This is a genomic window from Leisingera sp. ANG-DT (genome assembly GCF_000813785.1).
In the GTDB taxonomy this organism is placed as follows: Bacteria; Pseudomonadota; Alphaproteobacteria; order Rhodobacterales; family Rhodobacteraceae; genus Leisingera.
Genome location: NZ_JWLE01000023.1, coordinates 1 through 22,471 on the forward strand (window position 1 = coordinate 1; position 22,471 = coordinate 22,471).

The following is a 22,471-nucleotide window of genomic DNA, read 5'->3' on the forward strand; positions in this document are numbered from 1 at the left end:
GCGGGCGCTTCGCTTCCCACCCCGCCGGGCCGGGCGCTGCCCTCAGGGTTCCCGCAACTGAAGCCGAGTAGTAAAAGGCCAAAGCACCCGTTGCGCACCCACCGTACGCACCGCCTACGGGGTTTTAACCCGGCAGTGGCAATATCATCCCCGGTCATGATCACCCGCCGGGCCTGACACCCCCGGCACCTGGAACTGGGCTCCGGTCTGGCACCCGGAGCGCGCAGACGCGTTTTCGCATGGGGGCAACCCCATCCCAACTCCACCCCGGCGGCGCCGCCACCCTTTAACGGACGGCCCTAAGCGGAACGGAAACAGAGACAGACGGCAGGACACGCAACCGGCAGGGCAGGGGCCTTGGCGGGCGGCAAGTGCTTTCGGGTTCAGGGCAAGTACAGCTTGAGGAACGCGTCGAAGCTCTTTGCGAGCTTTGTTGTGGTCAAGAAGTCATGATCCCAAAAGATAACCGGAGCCTCCGAAGGGGATCCGCCGCGCAAAGCCTCCATGTCAAAGCAGATTTGGTTTCCGGAGCTGTCATATGCAAAAGGAAGAAGGCGTTTCGGCATGCCAGCTTCACGCCACGCCAGTGCTTCCTGCGCGTCCGTTGGATAGTGGAAGTCAGCCAAGTGAGGTGCGCGCTCTGGAAGGATCATCGCTAAAGGCGGAAACCGATTGAGCCATTTGAAATGCCGGTTATCCTTTTCGCTAAGCCAGTCCCAAAGTTTAGCAGTCGGTGAAGGCAACCCTACTTCCAGCAATTGGGAGAGATAACTTGTAGGCAGTGTAATGCCCAAATTTTCTTCAAGAGCCCTTAGGTCGCCCTCATTAACGGTCATTGGGCGATAGTCAGGGTGGCTCCAAGATTCGTGAAATTTCTTTAAGTTGCTCATTGCCGGTTTCAATCTAAATAGCGGACATCCTTTCGCTGTGTCTGCAAAAGGTCAACAGCTTTCGGCTCCACCCTTGATCCCCCGCCCCAACCCGTCTATAGGCACCCGGTGGCGTTCTGCGCCACGGAATCACCAATCAAGAAACGCCGTGTTCGGGCCATCACGCTTCGGGGCCCGCATCCGGCAAGGAGAAGCGACATGAAACTTCACGAACTGCGCGACAATGCAGGCGCCGCCAAGAAACGCACCCGTGTGGCCCGTGGCCCGGGTTCCGGCAAAGGCAAAATGGGCGGCCGCGGCATCAAAGGCCAGAAATCCCGTTCGGGTGTCTCGATCAACGGCTACGAAGGCGGCCAGATGCCCTTGTACCAGCGTCTGCCCAAGCGCGGCTTCAACAAGCCGAACCGCAAGGCATACGCCGTTGTGAACCTGGGCCTGATCCAGAAGTTCATCGACGCCGGCAAGCTGGACGCAGCCTCCATCACCGAGGATTCGCTGGTTGCCTCCGGCCTGGTCCGCCGCAAACTGGACGGCGTCCGCATCCTGGCCAAAGGCGAAATCACTGCCAAAGCAACCATCGCAGTCACCGGCGCATCCGCTGCTGCGGTTGATGCTGTTGCAAAAGCTGGCGGCACTCTGACTGTGGCAGCCCCCGCCGCCGCAGAGTAACGGCTTGTGAGCGGCGCCAATGCCGCTTACATAGTCTCCGAGTTTTCCTAGAACGCCGCCCGAGCCGGAAAACGGTTCCGGGCGGCGTTTCGCTAAAGAAGAGACCTTTTCATGGTATCAGCAGCAGAACAAATGGCGGCAAACACCAGCTGGGCTGCCCTTGGCAAAGCTACGGATCTGCGCAACCGCATCCTGTTTACTATCGGCCTTTTGATCGTCTACCGCTTGGGCACCTTCATTCCGGTTCCCGGCATCGACGCAGCCGCCCTGCGCCAGTTCATGGAGCAGGCAGGCCAGGGCATCGGCGGCATGGTGTCGATGTTCACCGGCGGCGCGCTTGGCCGCATGGGGATCTTTGCCCTCGGCATTATGCCTTATATCTCCGCCTCCATTATCGTTCAGCTTCTGACTTCGATGGTGCCTTCGCTTGAGCAGCTCAAGAAAGAGGGCGAGCAGGGCCGCAAGAAGATCAACCAGTACACCCGCTACGGCACCGTGGCGCTGGCGACCGCACAGGCTTACGGCCTCGCCGTGTCGCTGGAGCAGGGCGACCTGGCGACCGATCCCGGCATGTATTTCCGCATGGCCTGCATGATCACTCTGGTTGGCGGCACCATGTTCCTGATGTGGCTGGGCGAGCAGATCACCCAGCGCGGCATCGGCAACGGCATCTCGCTGATCATCTTCGTCGGCATTATCGCCGAGGTTCCGGCAGCAATTGCCCAGTTCTTTGCCTCCGGCCGCTCCGGCGCGATCAGCCCCGCCGTGATCATCGGCGTGATCCTGATGGTGATCGCGGTGATCATGTTCGTGGTGTTCATGGAGCGCGCGCTGCGCAAGATCCACATCCAGTACCCGCGCCGCCAGGTCGGCATGAAGGTCTATGACGGCGGCTCCTCGCATCTGCCGGTCAAGGTGAACCCGGCGGGCGTGATCCCGGCGATCTTCGCCTCCTCGCTGCTGCTGCTGCCGACCACCATCTCGGCGTTCTCCTCGGGTGCAGCCACCGGCCCGGTGATGTCCTGGCTGCTCGCGAACTTCGGTCCCGGCCAGCCGCTGTATCTGCTGTTCTTCGTCGCGATGATCGTGTTCTTTGCCTATTTCTACACCTTCAACGTCTCCTTCAAACCGGAAGACGTGGCGAACAACCTGAAGAACCAGAACGGCTTTGTCCCCGGCGTCCGCCCCGGCAAGAAGACCGCTGAATACATCGAATACGTGGTCAACCGCATCCTGGTTCTGGGCTCCGGCTACCTGGCCCTGGTCTGCCTCCTGCCGGAGGTCCTCCGCGGCCAATTCGCCATCCCTGTATATTTTGGCGGCACGTCCGTTCTGATTGTGGTATCCGTCACCATGGACACCATTCAGCAGGTGCAAAGCCACCTCCTCGCGCATCAGTATGAGGGCCTTATCGAGAAGAGCCAGCTGCGCGGGCGCAACAAGAAACGGACAAAACGGGGACCCTCTCGCCGATGACCAATATTATTCTCCTTGGCCCGCCTGGTGCGGGCAAAGGTACGCAAGCGCGTTACCTGGTTGAATCCCGCGGCATGGTGCAGCTCAGCACCGGCGACATGCTGCGGGAGGCCCAGACCTCCGGCACCGAAATGGGCAAGAAAGTTGCCGCCATCATGGCCGAGGGCAAGCTGGTCACCGACCAGATCGTGATCGGCCTGATCCGTGAGAAGCTGCAGGGCGGCGCCGAGGGCGGCTTCATCTTCGACGGCTTCCCGCGCACCCTGGCCCAGGCCGATGCGCTGGCCAAGCTGCTGGATGAGATGGATCTCAAGCTCGACGCCGTGATCGAGATGCAGGTCGACGACGACGCGCTGGTCGCCCGCATCACCGGCCGCTCCACCTGCGGCGGCTGCGGCGAGGTCTACCACGACCAGACCAAACCCTGGCCGGCAGACGGCAAATGCGCCAACTGTGGCAGCGACAACGTGCAGCGCCGGGCGGACGACAATGAGGACAGCCTCAAGACCCGCCTGATGGAATACTACAAGAAGACCTCGCCGCTGATTGGCTACTATTACGCCAAGGGCAACCTCCAGCGCCTGGACGGCCTCGCCTCGATTGAGGACGTCCGCAAGAGCATGGCCTGGATCATGGGCGAATAAGCCGCCCGTTTACCGGATCGAAGTGCCCCGTGCTGCAAAGCTGCGGGGCATTTTCATTTCCGGAGGCCCCGATGCCCGCACCCCGCCTGCTACTGCCCGCAACACTTGCCGCGATTATTGCCCTGTCCGGCCCGCTTCAGGCCGATCAGCTTTACCTGGATGACGCGGCTGCCTGCGACCGGGTGCTGATCAGCGAGAACGGCATTTCGGATTATGCCAATGAGGGCGGGCTGATCCTGCATCAGAGCGGCTTCAGCTCGATGGAGTATTTCTGCAACTTCCAGCCTGCGCTCAGCCTGGGATGGGGCAGCTACCGGGTCAGCGACCACACCGGCCGCTGCGAGCTGCCTGGCCCGCAGTATTTCCCGCAGCTGTTCACGATAGTTCTGGACCCGGAGGAGCCCGGCACAGTATCCATCTGGATGGGTGAGGCGGAACCCTTGCGCTTCTTCGCCTGCAGCAGCTGACAGGGCAGGGGAACAGCCCGCGGCGTTTTCGCAGATCACGGGTTGACCCCCGCGGCAATTCCACATAGGCAACCCCATCCCTTCTGGGAATGATTCCCGGCGGATGGATTCGTCTGTCTGCCTTACCACCTCGAAATGCTGGACCCTCTGGCCACACTGCCACGGTCAAGTGTTGTGAAAAAAGGTTCCGGCGTTACGGAACCGCAACGAAAAGGAAAGTGACACGTGGCACGTATTGCCGGCGTTAACATCCCGACTGCAAAGCGGGTTCCCATCGCCCTCACCTACATCACCGGTATCGGCAACACCTCGGCGAAAGCCATCTGTGAGGCTGTTGGCATCGACGCAACCCGTCGTGTGAACGAACTGTCCGACGCTGAAGTTCTGGCTGTGCGCGAGCACATCGACGCCAACTACACCGTCGAAGGCGACCTGCGCCGTGAAGTGACCATGAACATCAAACGCCTGATGGACCTGGGCTGCTACCGTGGCCTGCGCCACCGCCGCAACCTGCCGGTCCGCGGTCAGCGTACCCACACCAACGCCCGTACCCGCAAGGGCCCGGCCAAGCCGATCGCCGGCAAGAAGAAGTAAGGGGGGCTTGATCAATGGCACGCGATAAAACCCGCATTAAGCGTAAAGAGCGCAAGAACATCGCCTCCGGCGTTGCTCACGTGAACTCCTCGTTCAACAACACCAAGATCCTGATCTCCGATGTGCAGGGCAACGCGATCTCCTGGTCGTCCGCCGGCACCATGGGCTTCAAAGGCTCCCGGAAATCCACTCCTTACGCGGCTCAGATGGCTGCTGAGGACGCGGGCAAGAAAGCCCAGGAACACGGTGTGAAGACCCTGGAAGTCGAAGTTCAGGGCCCCGGCTCTGGCCGTGAATCGGCTCTGCGCGCACTGGCCGCTGTCGGTTTCAACATCACCTCGATCCGTGATGTGACCCCGATCGCGCACAACGGCTGCCGCCCGCCGAAGCGCCGCCGCGTCTAATTCGAATTTTTTGCTGGGGCCCCGCTTGATTCGCAGGGCCCCAGTGCGTCATTTAAACCTCGGGCGTCCTTGGCCTTCCGGACATGGGGCAGGGACAGGAATGGAGGGAACGCATGATCCATAAGAACTGGGCAGAGCTGATCAAGCCGGCACAGCTGGAAGTGAAGCCGGGCAACGATCCTGCACGCCAGGCAACTGTCGTCGCAGAGCCGCTGGAACGCGGTTTCGGCCTGACCCTGGGCAACGCGCTGCGCCGCGTCCTGATGAGCTCGCTGCAAGGCGCGGCCATCACCAGCGTGCAGATCGACAACGTCCTGCACGAGTTTTCGTCCGTGGCCGGTGTCCGTGAAGACGTCACCGACATCATCCTGAACCTCAAGGGCGTGTCCCTGCGCATGGAAGTCGAAGGCCCCAAGCGCCTGTCGATCAATGCCAAGGGTCCGGCAGTTGTCACCGCAGGCGACATTGCTGAAACCGCAGGCATCGAGGTTCTGAACCGCGACCACGTGATCTGCCACCTGGACGACGGCGCCGACCTGTTCATGGAACTGACCGTGAACACCGGCAAAGGCTATGTCTCGGCAGACAAGAACAAGCCGGAAGACGCTCCGATCGGCCTGATCCCGATCGACGCGATCTACTCGCCGGTCAAGAAGGTCTCCTATGACGTTCAGCCGACCCGTGAGGGCCAGGTGCTGGACTATGACAAGCTGACCATGAAGGTGGAAACCGACGGCTCCATCTCCCCTGACGATGCCGTGGCTTATGCCGCCCGCATCCTGCAGGACCAGCTGTCGATCTTCGTCAACTTCGACGAGCCGGAATCGGCTGGCCGCCAGGACGAGGACGATGGTCTGGAGTTCAACCCGCTTCTCTTGAAGAAAGTGGACGAGCTGGAACTGTCTGTCCGTTCGGCAAACTGCCTGAAGAACGACAACATCGTCTACATCGGCGACCTGATCCAGAAAACCGAAGCCGAGATGCTGCGCACCCCGAACTTCGGCCGCAAGTCGCTGAACGAGATCAAAGAAGTGCTGTCGGGCATGGGCCTGCACCTTGGCATGGACGTCGAGGATTGGCCGCCGGACAACATCGAAGATCTGGCCAAGAAGTTCGAAGACAGCTTCTAAAGGTTTCGAGGAGGGCTCCGGCCCTCCTCTTCAATGCCCGGGTTTGCCGGGGACGACATGGGCACCCGCCCCAAGGTGAGCAGCAGACACGCATCCGCTGCCTGACAAAGCAAAACGCAAGATAAGGAATTGAAAAATGCGTCACGCACGTGGTTACCGCCGCCTGAACCGTACTCATGAGCACCGCAAGGCCCTGTTCTCCAACATGGCCGGCTCGCTGATCGAGCACGAGCAGATCAAGACCACCCTGCCCAAAGCAAAAGAACTGCGCCCGATCATTGAAAAACTGATCACTCTGGCGAAACGCGGCGACCTGCACGCCCGCCGTCAGGCAGCTTCCAAGCTGAAAGAGGACAAGGACGTCGCGAAACTGTTCGAGGTTCTGGGCCCGCGCTACAAGGACCGTCAGGGCGGCTATGTCCGTGTTCTGAAGGCCGGCTTCCGTTACGGCGACATGGCTCCGATGGCCATCATCGAGTTCGTCGACCGGGACGTTTCCGCCAAAGGTGCTGCCGACAAGGCCCGCCTGGAAGCAGAAGAAGCAGCTGCTGAAGCAGACGAATAAGACGCGCTGAACCTTCCGGGTTCACTGTCTGGCCCCCGCTCCATCCGGAGCGGGGGTTTTTCTTTACGCCACGGCACTTCCCGGGCGTTTAAGATTCACTTTTCAGGTGAAAGGGAATCGTAATTTTCTTCTGGCTTAACTCTGCCATCCGAAATTTCCGGGACAGATGTGATGGCAAAGAAGAAGACATCCGCGGCCAGGCGGTTTTCACTGGCAAATCTCAGTACCAAGGTGAAAATCGTATCCGTTGCGCTGCTGCCGCTTCTTTTGGTGCTTGGGGTGGGGGTGCTTGCCGTCTTCAACCTGGGCCGGATGGATCAATCGGCCAAGGCCGTGGATCACACCCAGGAAATCCTGACCGGCTCGCAGACCCTGGCTGAGGCTGCCTCGCAGATGGAGGCAGGCCTGCGCGGCTACCTGCTGGCGGGCCGGGAGGAATATCTGGTCCCCTTTGAGGACGGTAAGGCGCAGGTCGCTGAAACCCTCGCCAGCCTGCGCACTCTGGCAGCAGGCGACGCAGAGATTCTTGCCACTCTGGACGAGGCGGAGCAGACACTGGCGGGCTGGCAGGAAAACGTGGCCGCCGGCGCCATCGCGCTGCGCCAGGAAATCGGCGACGCCATGACCATGAACGACATGGCCGCCGAGGTGAAGAAATCCAAGGGCCGGGTCTATTTCGAGCAGTTCCGCACCGAGATGACCAATGTCATCGAGGAGGAGGAAGTTGAGCTCAACAACCGCCGCAACACCTTCATGTCGCTAGTGAACGCGGGCATTGCCGATCCGGATTACCTGAACACCTCGCTTGAGGCGGTGGAGCAGACTCACAAGATCATCAGCCGGGCCAAGGACCTTCTGGCCGCCGCTGTAGACATGGAAACCGGTATGCGCGGCTTTCTTCTAGCGGGCGACCGGGAGTTTCTGGAACCCTATATGGAAGGAAACGGCCGCTTCAACGAGGTTCTGGCCGATCTCCGGCTGGCGCTGGCAGACAACCTGATGCAGGCAAACCGCCTGAACAAGGTGGCGGGGATCATTGACGAATGGCGCAATGAAGTTGTCGTGCCGATGCTGCAGCTGCGCCGGGTGATCGGCAGCGCCGCCACCATGGACGACATGGCCGACATGGTGGCCGAGGGCCGCGGCAAGGAGTATTTTGACAGCTTCCGCGCGACTATGGAGACGCTGCAGGCCGCTGGCACCGCGGCCATGGCGGAACGCCGTGCCGCCAATGAGGAACTGGGCGCCCAGACCCGCACCATGATCCCCGCAGCCATCGGCGGCGCCATCCTGATCGGCGGCATCCTGGCACTTGTGATCGCCTCAGGCATCGCGTCGGGCATCCGCCGCATCGTCGTGTCGATGCGCGGCCTGGCAGAGGGCAACAACGCGGTTGAGATCCAGGGCCAGACCCGCGGCGATGAGGTCGGCGACATGGCCCGCGCGCTGGAGAAATTCCGCGACGAGCTGGTGCGGATGCAAGAGGCGGAAGCGCAAAAGGCTGAGAGCAAGGACGCCGAACTGGCGGGTGTTGTGCGCGAGCTGAGCGAACGTCTGTCGCGACTGGCGCATGGCGATCTCACCATCCGCATTGCCGAGGAATTCCCCGAGGAATACGAACAGCTGCGCGCCGATTTCAATGGTTCGGTCGACAATCTGAATGCCACCGTCCAGCAGGTGATCGAGGCCTCCACAAGCATCCGCAGCGGTGCCGCCGAAATCAGCCAGGCCTCTGACGACCTGTCGCACCGGACCGAAAGCCAGGCGGCAACGCTGGAGGAAACCGCCGCGGCAATTGATGAGCTGACAGCATCGGTGAAATCGGCAGCCGAGGGCGCCCGCAACGTGGAAAACACCGTGCGCGAAGCCCGCCAGGAAGCCGAAACCAGCGGCGAGGTGGTGCAGGAGGCGGTTGCTGCCATGGGCGGGATCGAGGACAGCTCCAAGAAGATCAGTCAGATCATCGGCGTAATCGACGACATTTCCTTCCAGACCAACCTGCTGGCGCTGAACGCCGGGGTGGAGGCCGCCCGCGCAGGCGAAGCAGGCCGCGGCTTTGCGGTGGTTGCGTCCGAGGTGCGGGCGCTGGCGCAGCGATCCTCTGACGCGGCGATGGAAATCAAAACGCTGATCTCCGACAGCTCCCGCCAGGTGGATCAGGGCGTCGATCTGGTTGGCCGTGCCGGTCAGGCGCTGCAGTCCATCGTCGGCCGCGTCAGCCATATCTCGCAGCTGGTCTCCGAAATCGCCGAAGGCGCCGAGGAACAGTCGACCGGCTTGCATGAGATCAACACCGGCGTCACCCAGCTGGATCAGGTGACCCAGCAGAACGCCGCCATGGTGGAGGAGGCCACTGCGGCCGGCCACATGCTGAACAGCGACGCAATGAAGCTCGCCGATCTGGTGACGCGCTTCCAGGTGGACGGCAGCAGCGCTGCGCTTGCGGCGCCGGAAGCGCCCGCGGCGCAGCCCTCCGCCCATGGCGATGATGATTGGGGCGATGAGGATTGGTCGGCCGAGCCCAGCCCGGCGCCGGTTGCCGCCGCCGCCAGCGATGGCAATGCCGCCCGCGATCTGTGGCAGGACTTCTGATCCCTGCCGCCAGGAAAATGCCAAGGGCCCTCCCGCGCAGGGAGGGCCTTTTGCTGTGCTGCGGGCGCATTTCCGGGGTGACAGCCCCGCGAATCTCCGCTAGCGTCCGGCCCATGACCCGTAGCTATGCCGCATTCTGGTATTTCTTTTATCCGCGCCACATGGCGGACGGAGGGGTCAGCGCGTTCTGAAGACAGACAGGAAACGCACCAGGATACCACCAACCGCCCGCAGCCCGCAGGCGGTTTTTTTATATCCGCCGCAGCGCCAAGGGCCTCCCGCCAAGGAAGCTGAAACATGACACCCCAGACCGAAAACCTCCGCATCACCGGCATGCAGGAACTGATCTCTCCCGAAGACCTCGCCGCACAGCTGCCCACGACGGCTGAGGCCACCGATACCGTGCTGGCCAGCCGCACCGCCATTCAGGACGTGCTGCACGGCCGCGACGGCCGCGTCGTCGCCGTGGTCGGCCCCTGTTCCATCCACGACCCCAAGGCGGCAATGGAATACGCCGAACGTCTGGCCCCGCTGCGCACGCGGCTGGCGGGTGAGCTGGAAATCGTGATGCGGGTCTACTTCGAGAAACCCCGCACCATCAGCGGCTGGAAGGGGCTGATCAACGATCCCGGTCTCGACAATTCCTTCCGCATCAACGAGGGGCTGGGGCTGGCGCGCCGCCTGTGCCTGGACATCAATGCCCTGGGCCTGCCGGTCGGGACAGAGTTCCTCGATACCGCGGTGCCGCAGTACATCTCCGACCTGGTGGCCTGGGCCGCCATTGGCGCCCGCACCACCGAAAGCCAGATCCACCGCGAGATGGCCTCCGGCCTCAGCTGCCCGGTGGGCTTCAAGAACGGCACCCGCGGCAATGTGCAGATCGCGGTGGATGCGGTGCGCTCGGCCGCCCATCCGCATCATTTCATGGCGCTGGCCAAATCGGGCCGGGCGGCGATTGCGGCCACCAGCGGCAACCCGGACTGCCACCTGATCCTGCGCGGCGGCGGCGGCACCAACTATGACGCGGCCTCGGTCGATGCGGCCTGCAAGCTGGCGGAAAAGGACGGCATCCGCGGCCATGTGATGATCGACGCCAGCCACGCCAACAGCGGCAAGGATCCCATGAAACAGCCCGCGGTGCTGCGCGATGTGGCGGCGCAGATCGCCGGCGGCGACAGCCGCATCACCGGCGTGATGGTGGAAAGCCATCTGGTGGCGGGCCGCCAGGACCTGGGCAAGGGGGCGCTGACCTACGGCCAGTCGATCACCGACGGCTGCCTCGGCTGGGAAGACACCGTGGCAGAGCTGGAGCATCTTGCCGAGGCGGTTGCCAAGCGCCGCGCAGCCGCGCAGGCGGATCTGGCGGAGGCCTGAGGCCTGCCTAAGGGACAGGCCGCTGAATGTAGCGGTCTGATCCTTTTTTCATCTGGCTGAAAATTTCCCGGGATGAATTGGCCGCAAGGCCAAGAGGGGCAGCGCCCCTCCGCCCCGCAGGGATGAGGCTTGCCTCCAGCCTTGCAATCCGGGCGCGCGCTCCGCATATCCTTCACGCAGCAACAAACGGGAGCCCCCATGATCCGCCCAGCCCTGACCGCCCTTGCCCTGTGCCTGTCCCTGCCCGCCCTTGCCCTGACTGCCGCCGCGGAAACCAAGGTGCCGCAGAGCCGGGCGGAGATCGCATTGGGGTTTGCGCCGCTGGTTCAGGAAGCCTCGCCTGCGGTGGTCAACATCTATGCCAAGGTGGTGCGCCAGGTGCAGCAGCGCCGCCGCTCGCCGTTCATGAATGATCCGTTCTTCGATGATTTCTTCCGCGGCTTTGCCGAACCGCAGCCGCGGGTGGAGAACTCGCTGGGCTCCGGCGTGATCCTGTCGGCAGACGGTATCGTGGTATCCAACTATCACGTCGTCGGCAGTGCCACCGAAATCCGGGTGGTGACCAACGACCGGCGCGAATACAATGCGCGGGTGATCCTGGGCGACAAGGCCAGCGACCTGGCGATCCTGCAGCTGGAAGAGGCCGCGGACCTGCCGCATCTGAACCTGCGCGACAGCGACGGGGTGCAGGTGGGCGAGCTGGCGCTGGCGATCGGCAACCCGTTCGGGGTGGGGCAGACCGTCAGCAGCGGCATTATCTCAGGGCTCGCGCGCACCGGCATGGGGGCGGGCGACGGCTTTGGCTACTACATCCAGACCGACGCGCCGATCAACCCGGGCAACTCTGGCGGGGCGCTGATCGACGTCAACGGCGACCTCATTGGCATCAACACCCGCATCCTGTCCCGCTCCGGCGGCTCCAACGGCATTGGCTTTGCCATTCCTGCCAACCTGGTCAAACAGTTTGTGGAGCAGGCGAAAACCGGCGCCGAGGAGTTCCAGCGCCCCTGGGCCGGCATGGCCGGGCAGCCGGTGGATGCGGACCTCGCCGCCTCGCTGGGCATGGAGGTGCCGGAGGGCATGGTGGTCTCCGACCTGCACCGCGAAAGCCCGTTTGCCAAGGCGGGTTTCAAGGTGGGAGATGTGATCACCCATGTGGATGGCGAGGTGGTGAATTCACCGTCCGAGATGGTGTTCCGCATGTCGGTCTCCGGCCTGGGCGGCACCGCGGAGATCACCCGCCTGCGCGGGGCGGAGCGCGAAGTGGTGGCAGTACCGATGATCACCGCGCCGGATCAGCCGCCCGCCAACCCGGTGCAGCTGGATGAAAAGACCGCGCTGCCCGGCCTGACCGTGGCGCAGATCAATCCGCAGGTGATTGCCCGCCTCGGCCTGCCGCTGTCGGCGGAGGGCGTGGTGGTCACCGATCCCGGCCCCTATGCGGGCCGCGGCGGGGTGCAGCCGGGCGATGCGCTCTTGGCGGTGAACGGCCAGGCGGTCACCGGCACCGAGGACGTCTATGCCATCCTCGCCAACAGCGGCCGCTGGATTCAGCTGGACCTGAACCGCCGCGGCCAGCGCGTCACCCTGCGGTTCCGTACCTGATGGCGGACCTGTTCGGCACCCCGGCGCCATCGGACGGCGAGGCACAGCAGGCCAGCAAGAACCGGCCGCTGGCAGACCGGCTGCGGCCGCAGTCGCTGGCGGATGTGATCGGCCAGGAACAGGTGCTGGGGCCGGAGGCGCCCTTGGGCGTGATGCTGGCCTCGGGCTCGCTCTCTTCGCTGATCTTTTGGGGGCCGCCGGGGGTGGGCAAGACCACCATCGCGCGGCTGCTGGCGCAGGAGACCGACCTGCATTTCGTGCAGATCTCGGCGATCTTCACCGGCGTGCCGGAGCTGCGCAAGGTTTTCGAAGCCGCCAAGATCCGCCGCCAGAACGGGCAGGGGACGCTGCTGTTCGTGGATGAGATCCACCGCTTCAACAAGGCCCAGCAGGACGGCTTCCTGCCGCATATGGAGGATGGAACCATCCTCCTGGTGGGGGCGACCACGGAAAACCCCTCGTTCGAGCTGAACGCCGCTGTGCTGAGCCGTTCGCAGGTGCTGGTGCTGGAACGGCTGTCGCTTGCCGATCTCGAACGCCTGACCCAGCGCGCCGAGAAGGAGCTGGGCCGCGCCCTGCCGCTGAGCGGGGATGCCCGCGACGCGCTGCATGAGATGGCGGATGGCGACGGGCGGGCGCTTTTGAACCTCATTGAACAGGTTGCCGCCTGGAAGGTGGAGGCACCGCTGGGGCGGGAGGCGCTGTCGGCGCGGCTGATGCGCCGGGCGGCCAAGTTCGACAAGTCCGGTGACGAGCATTACAACCTCATTTCCGCCCTGCACAAGTCGATCCGCGGCTCCGACCCGGATGCGGCGCTTTACTGGCTGGCGCGGATGCTGGAGGGCGGCGAGGATCCGCGGTTCCTGGCCCGGCGCCTGACAATGATGTCCACCGAGGACATCGGCATGGCCGACCCGCAGGCCAATACCGTCTGCCTCAATGCCTGGCAGACCTATGAGCGCCTTGGCAGCCCGGAGGGCGAACTGGCGCTGGCCAATGCCGCGGTCTACCTGGCGCTGGCGCCGAAATCCAACGCGGTCTACGTCGGCATCAAGGCCGCCCGCCGGCTGGCCAAGCAGACCGGCAGCGCGCCGCCGCCCAAGCACATCCTGAACGCGCCGACCAAGCTGATGTCGGAGCAGGGCTATGGCGACGGCTATGCCTATGACCACGATGCGGAGGACGGGTTTTCCGGCCAGAATTACTTCCCCGACGGGGTGAAGCGGCCGGTGCTTTATCAGCCGGTGGAGCGCGGGTTTGAGCGCGAGCTGAAGCGGCGCACGGATTATTTCGCCAACCTCAGGCTGAAGCGAAACAAGTAAAGCGGCTTTGCCGGCAAAGCCGCGGCCTCCGGCGGGGGGTGAGTGATGTCCCGGAAACCGTCTGGGGGACGGTTTCGATCACGAACGGGCTGAGCCCTGGGGAAGATGAAAAGGCGGGCAGCTAGCCTTCTTTTGGAACACAATCCCAACCCAGCTCTGAAGCTAAATAAGTCTTAAGCAGTTTCGAAGCGCTTTGGTCTCCAATGAAGGCCGATGCAGTAAGTAATTGCAGGAATTTGAGCTCGTCCTGTTCAACGCCATCATCACCGTGGCGATAAAGCCATGCCAAGTCAAAGACAGCGTGTTTGTGTTTCCGTTGGGCGAGTGCCTTGAGGCCCTCAACCCGGCGCTTGTCAAAATCCGCTCCGCTCTCGTCGAGGGAAAACATTAGGCTTAGGTAGAAGGCGTCCTGGTCTCCGGTTTGTACGAGTGGCTGAAGGATTTCGGAAAGTTCTTCCAATTCGCCTTTTCTCAGCAGGGCGCTGCAATGATTGTAAACTTTGGCATCCATGTTGTGCGCTCCTAAACCTTCGTTTGCACTCTGTGCAGCTGTAGGGACTTAAATCAGCGCCATGATAAGAACGCATAGCGGCGAAAACTTGACAATACACCCTGCCCGCGCGACAGGACGGGGATGATTTCTTCGGTTTCCATGGTGGCCCTTGGCGGCGCAATCGGGGCGGTGTGCCGCTATCTGGCCGGGCTGGGCATCATCCGGCTGCTGGGGCATCACGATTTCCCGGTGGCGATCCTGACGGTGAATATCCTCGGATCCTTCCTGATGGGGATGTTCGTGGTGGCGGCGGCGCTGCGGGACCTGACCTGGCTGAGCCCGCTGGTGATGACCGGGCTGCTGGGCGGGTTCACCACCTTCTCGGCGTTCTCGCTGGAGACCGCCAACCTGATCGAGCGTGGCGCCTTCGGGCAGGCGGCGCTGTATGTAGCTTTGTCCGTGGGCCTGTCGGTCGGCGGATTGTTTCTCGGCCTGGTGGCCGCAAGAGGAGTGTTCGCATGAGCGGCGTTCAGATGATTACCGTCAGCGAAGACGACAGCGGCCAGCGCATCGACCGCTGGCTGCGGCGGCTGTTTCCGCATGTGAACCAAGGCCGCATCGAGAAGATGTGCCGCAAGGGCGAGCTGCGGCTGGACGGCGCCCGGGTGAAGGCCAATACCCGCGTCGAGGCGGGGCAGGTGGTGCGGGTGCCGCCGCTGGCGGACAGCGACCTGAAACCTGCTGCGCCGCGCGAGATGAAGGTCTCGGATGCGGATGCCAAGATGATCCAGTCCTGCGTGATCTACCGCGACGACGATGTGATCGTGCTGAACAAGCCCGCAGGCCTTGCGGTGCAGGGCGGCTCCGGCACCACCAAACATGTGGACGGGCTGGCCGAGGCGCTGAAGTTCGGGCTGGAGGACAAGCCCAAGCTGGTGCACCGGATCGACAAGGACACCTCCGGCGTTCTGGTGCTGGCGCGCAACCGCAAGGCGGCGCAGGGGCTGACGGCCGCGTTCCGCCACAAGAACACCCGCAAGATTTACTGGGCCCTCGTGGCCGGCGTGCCAACGCCGTACCTGGGCGAGATCAAGAATGGCTTGGTCAAGGCGCCGGGGCATGGCAAATCCGGCGAGGGCGAGAAGATGATCAACGTGCATCCGCACGACATCGACGACACGCCCGGCGCCAAGCGGGCGCATACGCTTTATGCCACGCTCTACCGCGTTGCCAGCCGCGCCGCCTGGGTGGCGATGGAGCCAATCACCGGCCGTACCCACCAGCTGCGGGCGCATATGTCCGGCATGGGCCATCCCATCGCAGGCGACGGCAAATACGGCGGTTCGGGGCAGGAGAACCTGGGCGACGGCTGGGGCGCCTCGATCGGCGGGGTGATCTCCAAGAAGCTGCACCTGCACGCGCGCCGGATGGTGTTTGAGCACCCGGTCACGCACAAGCAGGTCTCGGTGGTAGCACCGCTGCCGGATCACATGAAGGAAAGCTGGGACACCTTCGGCTGGAGTGAAGACCTGGCGGCGGACGACCCGTTTGAGGATCTGAAGTGAGCGCGGACCTGCGGCTGATCCTGTTTGACGTTGACGGCACTCTGGTGGACAGCCAGGGCGCGATCACAGGCGCAATGGCAGAGGCGTTTCAAGGGGTTGGCCTGAACGTTCCGCCGCGCGAGAGGATCCTGTCCATCGTCGGCCTGTCGCTGCCCCTGGCCATGGCGGAGCTGGCGCCGGAGCAGGACGCGGCAACGCTGGAGGCGCTGGTGGAGGGCTACAAATCCTCCTACATGCTGGCACGCGAGGCGGCGGGGGCCGCGCATTCGCCGCTTTACCCCGGCACGCGGGAGATGCTGGCACAGCTCAATGAGGTGCCGGAATACCTGCTGGGGGTCGCCACCGGAAAATCCCAGCGCGGCGTGGATGCGCTGATTGCGGCGCATGGGCTGAATTGCTTTGTGACCCGGCAAGTGGCCGACCATCACCCGTCGAAACCGCATCCGTCGATGGTGCTGACCGCGATGGCGGAGACCGGGGTGGAGCAGGCAAGCACCGTGATGATCGGCGACACGCGGTTTGACATCGAAATGGGGCGCGCAGCGGGGGTCACCACCATCGCCGTGCCCTGGGGTTATCACCCGGCAGAAACCTTGGGCGCCGATTACCTGATCCGCGATTTCGCGGAGCTGCGCCCGCTGCTGGCAGAAATCTGGAAGGGCTAGGATATGAGCGGCTGGGCACAGAAACGGTTCTGGAAAGCGGTCACCGTGGCGGAAGCTGCGGAGGGTTTCGAGGTGGAGCTGGACGGGCGCCGGGTCAAGACCCCGGCCAAGGCACCGCTGATGGTGCCGACGCGGGAAATGGCCGAGGCGATTGCCGCGGAATGGGACGCCCAAACCGAATCAGTTAACCCCAATTCCATGCCTTGCACCCGGTCGGCCAACGCTGCAATTGACAAGGTGACACATCAGCACAGCGAAGTTGCGGCGATGCTGGCCGAATACGGCGACAGTGATCTCTTGTGCTACCGGGCGGACTCTCCGGTTGAACTGGCGGCCCGTCAGGCCGCGGAATGGGACCCGGTGCTGGACTGGGCCGAGGCGGAACTGGGGGTGCGTCTGCTGCCCCGGACCGGGGTTCTGCACCAGCCGCAGGAACCCGCAGCCCTGGCGGTTCTGGCGGAGAAAACCCGCGCCATGACTCCCTTCCAGCTGGCTGCATTTCACGATCTTGTAGGCATTTCAGGCTCTTTGATCCTTGGCTTTGCAGCCGCTTCGGGCTGGCGCAGCGCCGAGGAGATCTGGCTGCTGTCGCGCCTGGACGAGCGCTGGCAGGAAGAGCAGTGGGGTGAGGACGAGGAAGCCCAGGCTGCAGCCGAAGTGAAACGGCAGGAATTCCTGCACGCCAAGCGATTCTTCGATTTTTCCTGACCGGATAAGAAATTACTTATCCACAGCCGAACCGGAAACAAAATTCCGCGCGGACGCCGTTCGTGCGGAATTCGTACATCGAAATTCCTGATACCGCCCTTGACGTTTGCTGATGAATGCGCCCAAACTCAGCCACGAATTAGGGGCAAACCCTTCTTCAGTCTCATATCCGGCGGGGGATCGCCGGAAAATAAGAACCGCCGAATGGCGGGCTATCAGGAAGAGGTAAATATGAAAAAATCCGTTATTTTGGGCGCAATGACCTTTGCCGGTCTTGCGGCTGGCGCAGCATCTGCCGGCACGCTGGACGACGTGAAGGCCCGCGGCAAGCTGAACTGCGGCGTCACCACCGGCCTGGTCGGCTTTGCGGCCCCGAATGCAAACGGTGAATGGGAAGGCTTTGACGTTGCCGTGTGCCGTGCTGTGGCTGCAGCCGTGCTGGGCGACTCGAGCGCTGTCGAATTCGTGCCGACCACCGGCAAGACCCGCTTTACCGCGCTGGCGTCTGGCGAAATCGACATGCTGGCCCGCAACACCACCTGGACCTTCAGCCGCGACGTTGACCTGAAGTTCGAATTCGTGGGCGTCAACTACTATGACGGCCAGGGCTTCATGGTCCCGAAAGAGCTGGGCGTGTCCTCCGCCAAGGAACTGGACGGCGCCACCGTGTGTATCCAGACCGGCACCACCACCGAGCTGAACCTGGCGGACTTCTTCCGCTCCAACAACATCAGCTACGAGCCGGTTCCGATCGAAACCAACGCCGAAGCGCAGCAGCAGTACCTGGCAGGCGCCTGTGACGTCTACACCACCGACGCCTCCGGCCTGGCCGCAACCCGCGCCACCTTCGACGATCCGGCCGGCCACGTGATCCTGCCGGAAATCATCTCCAAGGAGCCGCTGGGCCCGCTGGTCCGCCATGGCGACCATGAGTGGGGCGATGTGGTCCGCTGGAGCCTGATGGCGCTGATCGCGGCAGAAGAGCTGGGCGTGACCTCGGCCAACCTGAGCGAAATGGCAGCTGGCACCGAGAACCCGGAAATCAACCGCCTGCTGGGCACCGAAGGCACCCTGGGCGAGATGCTCGGCCTGTCGGCTGACTGGGGCAAGAACGCGATTGCCGCTCAGGGCAACTACGGCGAGATCTTTGCCAAGAACATCGGCGAAGACACTCCGGTTGGCCTGGCCCGCGGCCTGAACGCACAGTGGACCGAAGGCGGCCTGCTGTACGCTCCGCCGTTCCGCTAAACACACCACCGGGAAGGGCGCAGGATTTTCCTGCGCCCTTTTCCTATCATGAAAATGCTCTGGCCAGCTGCGGAGCGGGGACAACCCCGCCAGGATCACGACGCCGGAGTCAGGGGATCACAATATATGTCAACGTTGACTGACCCGCCGAACGAAGGCTTTCGGCTGTCTATGCTCATCAACGATACCCGCTACCGGTCACTGACCTTTCAGGTGATCGCGGCTATCGTCCTTGCCCTGTGCATCTGGTATCTTGGAAACAACCTGATCCAGAACCTCCGCGCTGCCGGGCTTAACATTTCCTATACCTTCCTTGGCGATCCGGCCGGTTACGACATCAACCAGCGCCTGGTTGAATACGACAGCCAGTCGAGCCACGCCAAGGCCGCCCTGGTCGGCCTCTTGAACACGCTGCTGGTGGCCTTCCTGGCCTGTATCACAGCGACCGTGTTCGGGGTGGTCGCCGGGGTTCTGCGGCTGTCCAACAACTGGCTCGTCTCCAAGCTGATGGCGGTCTACGTTGAGATCTTCCGCAACATTCCGGTGCTGATCTGGATCATCATCATCTTCACCATCATGACGGCGGTGCTGCCTGGCCCGCGGGCGTTCCGCGGCGACAATGCCACAGCCAGCATGGTGCTTGACGCTTTTGCCTTCACCAACCGCGGTATCTACGTGCCGATGCCCTGGTTCGAGAACGGCCTGTTTGCCAGCACAGCGATGAACTGGCTGCTGGTGCTGGGTGGCTTTGCAGGCTCCTGGATTGCGGCCCATCAGATCAATGTCTGGGCCAACGCCAAGCAGGAAGCCACCGGTGTGCGGCCCAAGACCACGGCAATGATCCTCGCCGCGTGGCTGGTGCCGTTCCTGGCGCTGATGCTGATCATGGGTCTGACCTGGGAATATCCTGAGCTGAAGGGCTTCAACTTCAGCGGCGGCATCAAGGTCGGCGGCCCGCTGATCGCGCTGTGGTTCGCACTGTCGATCTACACCGGTGCCTTCATCGCGGAAAACGTCCGGGCGGGCATCCAGGCGGTGTCCAAGGGCCAGACCGAGGCCGCATCCGCGCTGGGCCTGCGTCCGCGCCGGGTGATGAACCTGGTGGTTCTGCCGCAGGCGCTGCGGGTGATCATCCCGCCGCTGATCTCCAACTTCCTCAACATTACCAAGAACTCCTCGCTGGCGATTGCCGTGGGCTATGCGGATATCACCGCAACTCTGGGCGGGATCACCCTGAACCAGACCGGCCGCGCCATTGAATGCGTTCTCCTCTTGATGCTGTTCTACCTGACCGCTTCGCTGACCATCTCGATGGTGATGAACGTCTACAACGCATCTGTTAAGTTGAAGGAGCGCTGAGACATGAGCGATACACACGCACACTCCATCGCCTTTGTCCGCGAAACCGAAATCCCGCCGGCCCCGCCGCCGGCAGGGGAAACCGGCCCGGTTAAATGGCTGCGCGAAAACCTGTTCTCCAACGCGGTGAACTCCGCCCTGACCATTGCGGCGCTGCTGGTCATCTATCTGCTGCTCAGCAAGACCCTGCCGTGGCTGCTGAACGGGGTCTGGACCACCAGCTCGCTGGCGGAATGCCGCGAGGTTCTGCAGGGCAAGACAGGCGCCTGTTTCTCGGTCCTGACCGAGCGCTGGAACCAGCTTCTGTATGGTTTCAAATACCCCTCCGATCAGTACTGGCGCCCGAACCTGGCCCTTGTGCTGCTGTTGTTTGCCATTGCGCCGGTGCTGTTCTTTGACCTGCCGCGCAAGCTGCTGGCTTTCACCGCCGTCTACCCCTTCCTGGCCTTCTGGCTGATCTGGGGCGGCACTATCCTGGCGCCGATTGTTGCGCTGGTGGGCTTTGTAGCAGGCGCCTTTGTATTCCAGACCTACGGTAAGAGCAGCTTTGCGGTCGGCTTCTTCGGAGCGATTGCCGCAGCCTTTGCTGTCTGGATCATCGGCGGAATGCTGATCCCGGAAGGGGCATCCGATAACGCCATGCTGCAGGCCGTGCCCTCGCGCGATCTGGGCGGCTTCATGCTGAACCTGATGCTGGGCGTAACCTGTGTGTCGCTGTCGCTGCCGCTGGGCATCGCGCTGGCGCTGGGCCGCCAGTCGGACATGCCGCTGATCAAGTGGATCTGCGTCGTCTTCATTGAGTTCGTGCGCGGCGTGCCGCTGATCACCCTGCTGTTCGTGGCATCGGTGATGCTGGCCTACTTCTTCCCGCCGGAAAGCACCGTCGACCTGTTCCTGCGTGTGGTGATCATGATCACCATGTTCTCGGCAGCCTATATCGCCGAGGTGATCCGCGGCGGTCTGGCGGCCCTGCCGAAGGGACAGTACGAAGCGGCTGACAGCCTTGGCCTGGATTACCCCCAGGCGATGCGGCTGATCATCCTGCCGCAGGCGCTGAAGATCTCCATCCCGGGCATCGTGAACGTGGCCGTCGGCCTGTTCAAGGACACCACCCTGGTCTCGGTCATTTCGATGTTCGACCTGGTTGGCATGATCCGCGGCCCGATCCTCGCCTCCACCGAGTGGAACGGGGTCTATTGGGAGCTTCTGGGCTTTGCTGCGCTTCTGTTCTTCGTCGTCTGCTACGGCATTTCTCAATACTCACAGTGGCTCGAGCGCCGTCTCGCCACCGACCACCGTTAAGGAGTTCAACACATGTCTGAACTTATGTCCGACCGCGCAATCGACCGCTCCAAAATGCAGGTGAGCGACGAGGTTGCTATTGAAATCAATGGGATGAACAAGTGGTACGGGTCCTTCCACGTGCTGCGCGACATCAATCTGACCGTCAATCAGGGCGAGCGGATCGTGATCGCGGGGCCGTCGGGTTCCGGCAAATCCACCCTGATCCGCTGCCTGAACGCGCTGGAAGAGCACCAGCAGGGCAAGATCGTGGTGGATGGCACCGAGCTGTCCAACGACCTCAAGAACATCGACAAGATCCGGTCCGAGGTCGGGATGGTGTTCCAGCACTTCAACCTGTTCCCGCATCTGACCATCCTGGAGAACTGCACCCTGGCGCCGATCTGGGTCCGCAAGACCCCCAAGAAGGAAGCCGAAGAGCGGGCGATGCACTTCCTGGAGAAGGTGAAGATCCCGGAGCAGGCCCATAAGTACCCGGGCATGCTGTCGGGCGGCCAGCAGCAGCGTGTGGCCATCGCGCGCAGCTTGTGCATGATGCCGCGCATCATGCTGTTCGATGAACCGACATCGGCGCTCGACCCGGAGATGATCAAAGAGGTGCTCGACACCATGATCGAACTGGCCGAGGAAGGCATGACCATGCTGTGCGTGACCCACGAGATGGGCTTTGCCCGTCAGGTGGCGAACCGGGTGATCTTCATGGATGCGGGCCAGATCGTCGAACAGAACGAGCCGGAAGAGTTTTTCAACAACCCGAAGAGCGACCGCACCAAGCTGTTCCTCAGCCAGATCCTGGGTCACTGAGGCAACCGCTTCACCAAACAGAAAGGCCGGGCAATGCGCCCGGCCTTTTTTGTTTCGGAACCTGCGTTCAGGAATGGGTGAGATCAGGAATGGCTGGCAAACACTTCGGTGGTGCCGTCCGCCAGGATCAGCAGGGTGTCAAACGCCTCGCGCTCATCGCCCATTTCCATCCCCGGCGAGCCGATCGGCATCCCCGGCACGGAGAGCCCCAGCGCAGCCGGCTGTTCCGCCAGCAGCCGCTGGATGTCTTCGGCAGGCACATGGCCCTCGATCACATAAGGCCCGGCCATCGCGGTGTGGCAGGAGGCGAGATCGCCGCTGACACCCAGCCGCTCCTTCATTGCCCACAGCTCCTCATCCGCGACATTGCGCACCTCGGTCTGAAAACCGGCGGCGGCCAGATGGTCAGCCCAGGCGGTGCAGCAGCCGCAGCTGGGCGACTTCATGATGCGAATGGTCTCTGCCGCCGCGGCAAAACCGGGCAGGGATGCGAGGGGGAGGGCGGCTGCGGCCAGCAGCAGGGAACGGCGGTGCATGACGGTCTCCAGTCCGGGAAAGGTCTGTCAGGCAACCTAGGCACGCAGCCGCACCTGTG

The 22,471-nt window shown here is 62.9% G+C and carries 23 protein-coding genes; 20 read left to right on the top strand and 3 right to left on the bottom strand.

Annotated elements, in window-relative coordinates:
* Positions 1 to 383: 383 nt before the first annotated feature.
* Entirely contained in the window at positions 384 to 902 is a 519-nt protein-coding gene (locus tag RA21_RS22395) for an SMI1/KNR4 family protein (RefSeq protein ID WP_206540071.1), read from the bottom strand.
* 186 nt (positions 903 to 1,088) lie between these two features.
* Between RA21_RS22395 and rplO the strand changes: the two genes are divergently transcribed.
* The 12 genes from rplO (at position 1,089) to RA21_RS16825 (ending at position 13,732) form a co-directional block, all read left to right on the top strand.
* Positions 1,089 to 1,559: a 50S ribosomal protein L15 gene (rplO, locus tag RA21_RS16770; protein WP_019298008.1), complete on the top strand. Its 471-nt coding sequence runs from the start codon at positions 1,089 to 1,091 to the stop codon at positions 1,557 to 1,559.
* 111 nt (positions 1,560 to 1,670) lie between these two features.
* On the top strand, positions 1,671 to 3,035 hold the full coding sequence (gene secY / locus RA21_RS16775; RefSeq protein ID WP_019298009.1) for a preprotein translocase subunit SecY: 1,365 nt from the start codon (positions 1,671 to 1,673) through the stop codon (positions 3,033 to 3,035).
* The gene (locus RA21_RS16780) at positions 3,032 to 3,679 is read left to right on the top strand and encodes an adenylate kinase (protein WP_039151040.1); all 648 of its coding nucleotides are present in this window, start codon (positions 3,032 to 3,034) and stop codon (positions 3,677 to 3,679) included. Before secY ends, RA21_RS16780 begins: the two co-directional genes overlap by 4 nt.
* A 71-nt stretch (positions 3,680 to 3,750) precedes the next feature.
* Positions 3,751 to 4,146 (top strand): hypothetical protein, encoded by a 396-nt coding sequence (locus tag RA21_RS16785; protein ID WP_039151043.1) that lies wholly within the window; start codon positions 3,751 to 3,753, stop codon positions 4,144 to 4,146.
* 225 nt (positions 4,147 to 4,371) lie between these two features.
* A complete protein-coding gene (gene rpsM, locus RA21_RS16790; RefSeq protein ID WP_019298012.1) occupies positions 4,372 to 4,740 on the top strand; it encodes a 30S ribosomal protein S13 in 369 nt (122 codons plus the stop codon).
* Between the two features lie 14 nt (positions 4,741 to 4,754).
* Complete coding sequence (gene rpsK / locus RA21_RS16795) at positions 4,755 to 5,144, top strand: 30S ribosomal protein S11 (RefSeq protein WP_019298013.1); 390 nt, start codon at positions 4,755 to 4,757, stop codon at positions 5,142 to 5,144.
* Between the two features lie 113 nt (positions 5,145 to 5,257).
* On the top strand, positions 5,258 to 6,274 hold the full coding sequence (locus tag RA21_RS16800; protein ID WP_019298014.1) for a DNA-directed RNA polymerase subunit alpha: 1,017 nt from the start codon (positions 5,258 to 5,260) through the stop codon (positions 6,272 to 6,274).
* 136 nt (positions 6,275 to 6,410) lie between these two features.
* Positions 6,411 to 6,839 carry a 50S ribosomal protein L17 gene (gene rplQ, locus RA21_RS16805; protein ID WP_019298015.1) on the top strand — a complete coding sequence of 143 codons (429 nt, stop codon included), beginning with the start codon at positions 6,411 to 6,413 and terminating at the stop codon, positions 6,837 to 6,839.
* A 171-nt stretch (positions 6,840 to 7,010) separates the two neighbouring features.
* Complete coding sequence (locus tag RA21_RS16810; protein WP_039151045.1) at positions 7,011 to 9,431, top strand: CHASE3 domain-containing protein; 2,421 nt, start codon at positions 7,011 to 7,013, stop codon at positions 9,429 to 9,431.
* 297 nt (positions 9,432 to 9,728) lie between these two features.
* Positions 9,729 to 10,805, top strand: a complete 1,077-nt coding sequence (locus tag RA21_RS16815; RefSeq protein ID WP_039151048.1) for a 3-deoxy-7-phosphoheptulonate synthase — start codon at positions 9,729 to 9,731, stop codon at positions 10,803 to 10,805.
* Positions 10,806 to 11,003: 198 nt separating this feature from the next.
* A complete protein-coding gene (locus RA21_RS16820; RefSeq protein ID WP_039151051.1) occupies positions 11,004 to 12,410 on the top strand; it encodes a trypsin-like peptidase domain-containing protein in 1,407 nt (468 codons plus the stop codon).
* On the top strand, positions 12,410 to 13,732 hold the full coding sequence (locus RA21_RS16825; RefSeq protein WP_039151054.1) for a replication-associated recombination protein A: 1,323 nt from the start codon (positions 12,410 to 12,412) through the stop codon (positions 13,730 to 13,732). The genes RA21_RS16820 and RA21_RS16825 overlap by 1 nt, the downstream gene beginning before the upstream one ends.
* Before the next feature lie 121 nt (positions 13,733 to 13,853).
* On the opposite strand, the gene RA21_RS16830 is transcribed toward RA21_RS16825, so the two are convergent.
* A complete protein-coding gene (locus RA21_RS16830) occupies positions 13,854 to 14,243 on the bottom strand; it encodes a hypothetical protein (protein WP_039151055.1) in 390 nt (129 codons plus the stop codon).
* 123 nt (positions 14,244 to 14,366) lie between these two features.
* Between RA21_RS16830 and crcB the strand changes: the two genes are divergently transcribed.
* From crcB to RA21_RS16870, 8 genes are all read left to right on the top strand, one after another.
* On the top strand, positions 14,367 to 14,747 hold the full coding sequence (gene crcB, locus RA21_RS16835) for a fluoride efflux transporter CrcB (protein WP_019298020.1): 381 nt from the start codon (positions 14,367 to 14,369) through the stop codon (positions 14,745 to 14,747).
* Positions 14,744 to 15,790, top strand: a complete 1,047-nt coding sequence (locus RA21_RS16840) for an RluA family pseudouridine synthase (protein ID WP_039151057.1) — start codon at positions 14,744 to 14,746, stop codon at positions 15,788 to 15,790. Before crcB ends, RA21_RS16840 begins: the two co-directional genes overlap by 4 nt.
* Entirely contained in the window at positions 15,787 to 16,455 is a 669-nt protein-coding gene (locus RA21_RS16845; RefSeq protein WP_039151061.1) for an HAD family hydrolase, read from the top strand. Before RA21_RS16840 ends, RA21_RS16845 begins: the two co-directional genes overlap by 4 nt.
* Before the next feature lie 3 nt (positions 16,456 to 16,458).
* Positions 16,459 to 17,163 carry an ATP12 family chaperone protein gene (locus RA21_RS16850; RefSeq protein WP_039151064.1) on the top strand — a complete coding sequence of 235 codons (705 nt, stop codon included), beginning with the start codon at positions 16,459 to 16,461 and terminating at the stop codon, positions 17,161 to 17,163.
* A 231-nt stretch (positions 17,164 to 17,394) separates the two neighbouring features.
* Complete coding sequence (locus RA21_RS16855) at positions 17,395 to 18,411, top strand: amino acid ABC transporter substrate-binding protein (protein WP_029205012.1); 1,017 nt, start codon at positions 17,395 to 17,397, stop codon at positions 18,409 to 18,411.
* 126 nt (positions 18,412 to 18,537) lie between these two features.
* Positions 18,538 to 19,770, top strand: a complete 1,233-nt coding sequence (locus RA21_RS16860) for an amino acid ABC transporter permease (RefSeq protein WP_019298025.1) — start codon at positions 18,538 to 18,540, stop codon at positions 19,768 to 19,770.
* Positions 19,771 to 19,773: 3 nt separating this feature from the next.
* Positions 19,774 to 21,072 carry an amino acid ABC transporter permease gene (locus RA21_RS16865; RefSeq protein WP_039151067.1) on the top strand — a complete coding sequence of 433 codons (1,299 nt, stop codon included), beginning with the start codon at positions 19,774 to 19,776 and terminating at the stop codon, positions 21,070 to 21,072.
* Positions 21,073 to 21,084: 12 nt separating this feature from the next.
* Positions 21,085 to 21,876, top strand: coding sequence for an amino acid ABC transporter ATP-binding protein (locus RA21_RS16870; RefSeq protein ID WP_029205013.1), 792 nt, complete (start codon positions 21,085 to 21,087; stop codon positions 21,874 to 21,876).
* Positions 21,877 to 21,959: 83 nt separating this feature from the next.
* On the opposite strand, the gene RA21_RS16875 is transcribed toward RA21_RS16870, so the two are convergent.
* Positions 21,960 to 22,412 (bottom strand): DUF411 domain-containing protein, encoded by a 453-nt coding sequence (locus tag RA21_RS16875; protein ID WP_039151071.1) that lies wholly within the window; start codon positions 22,410 to 22,412, stop codon positions 21,960 to 21,962.
* Between the last annotated feature and the right edge of the window lie 59 nt (positions 22,413 to 22,471).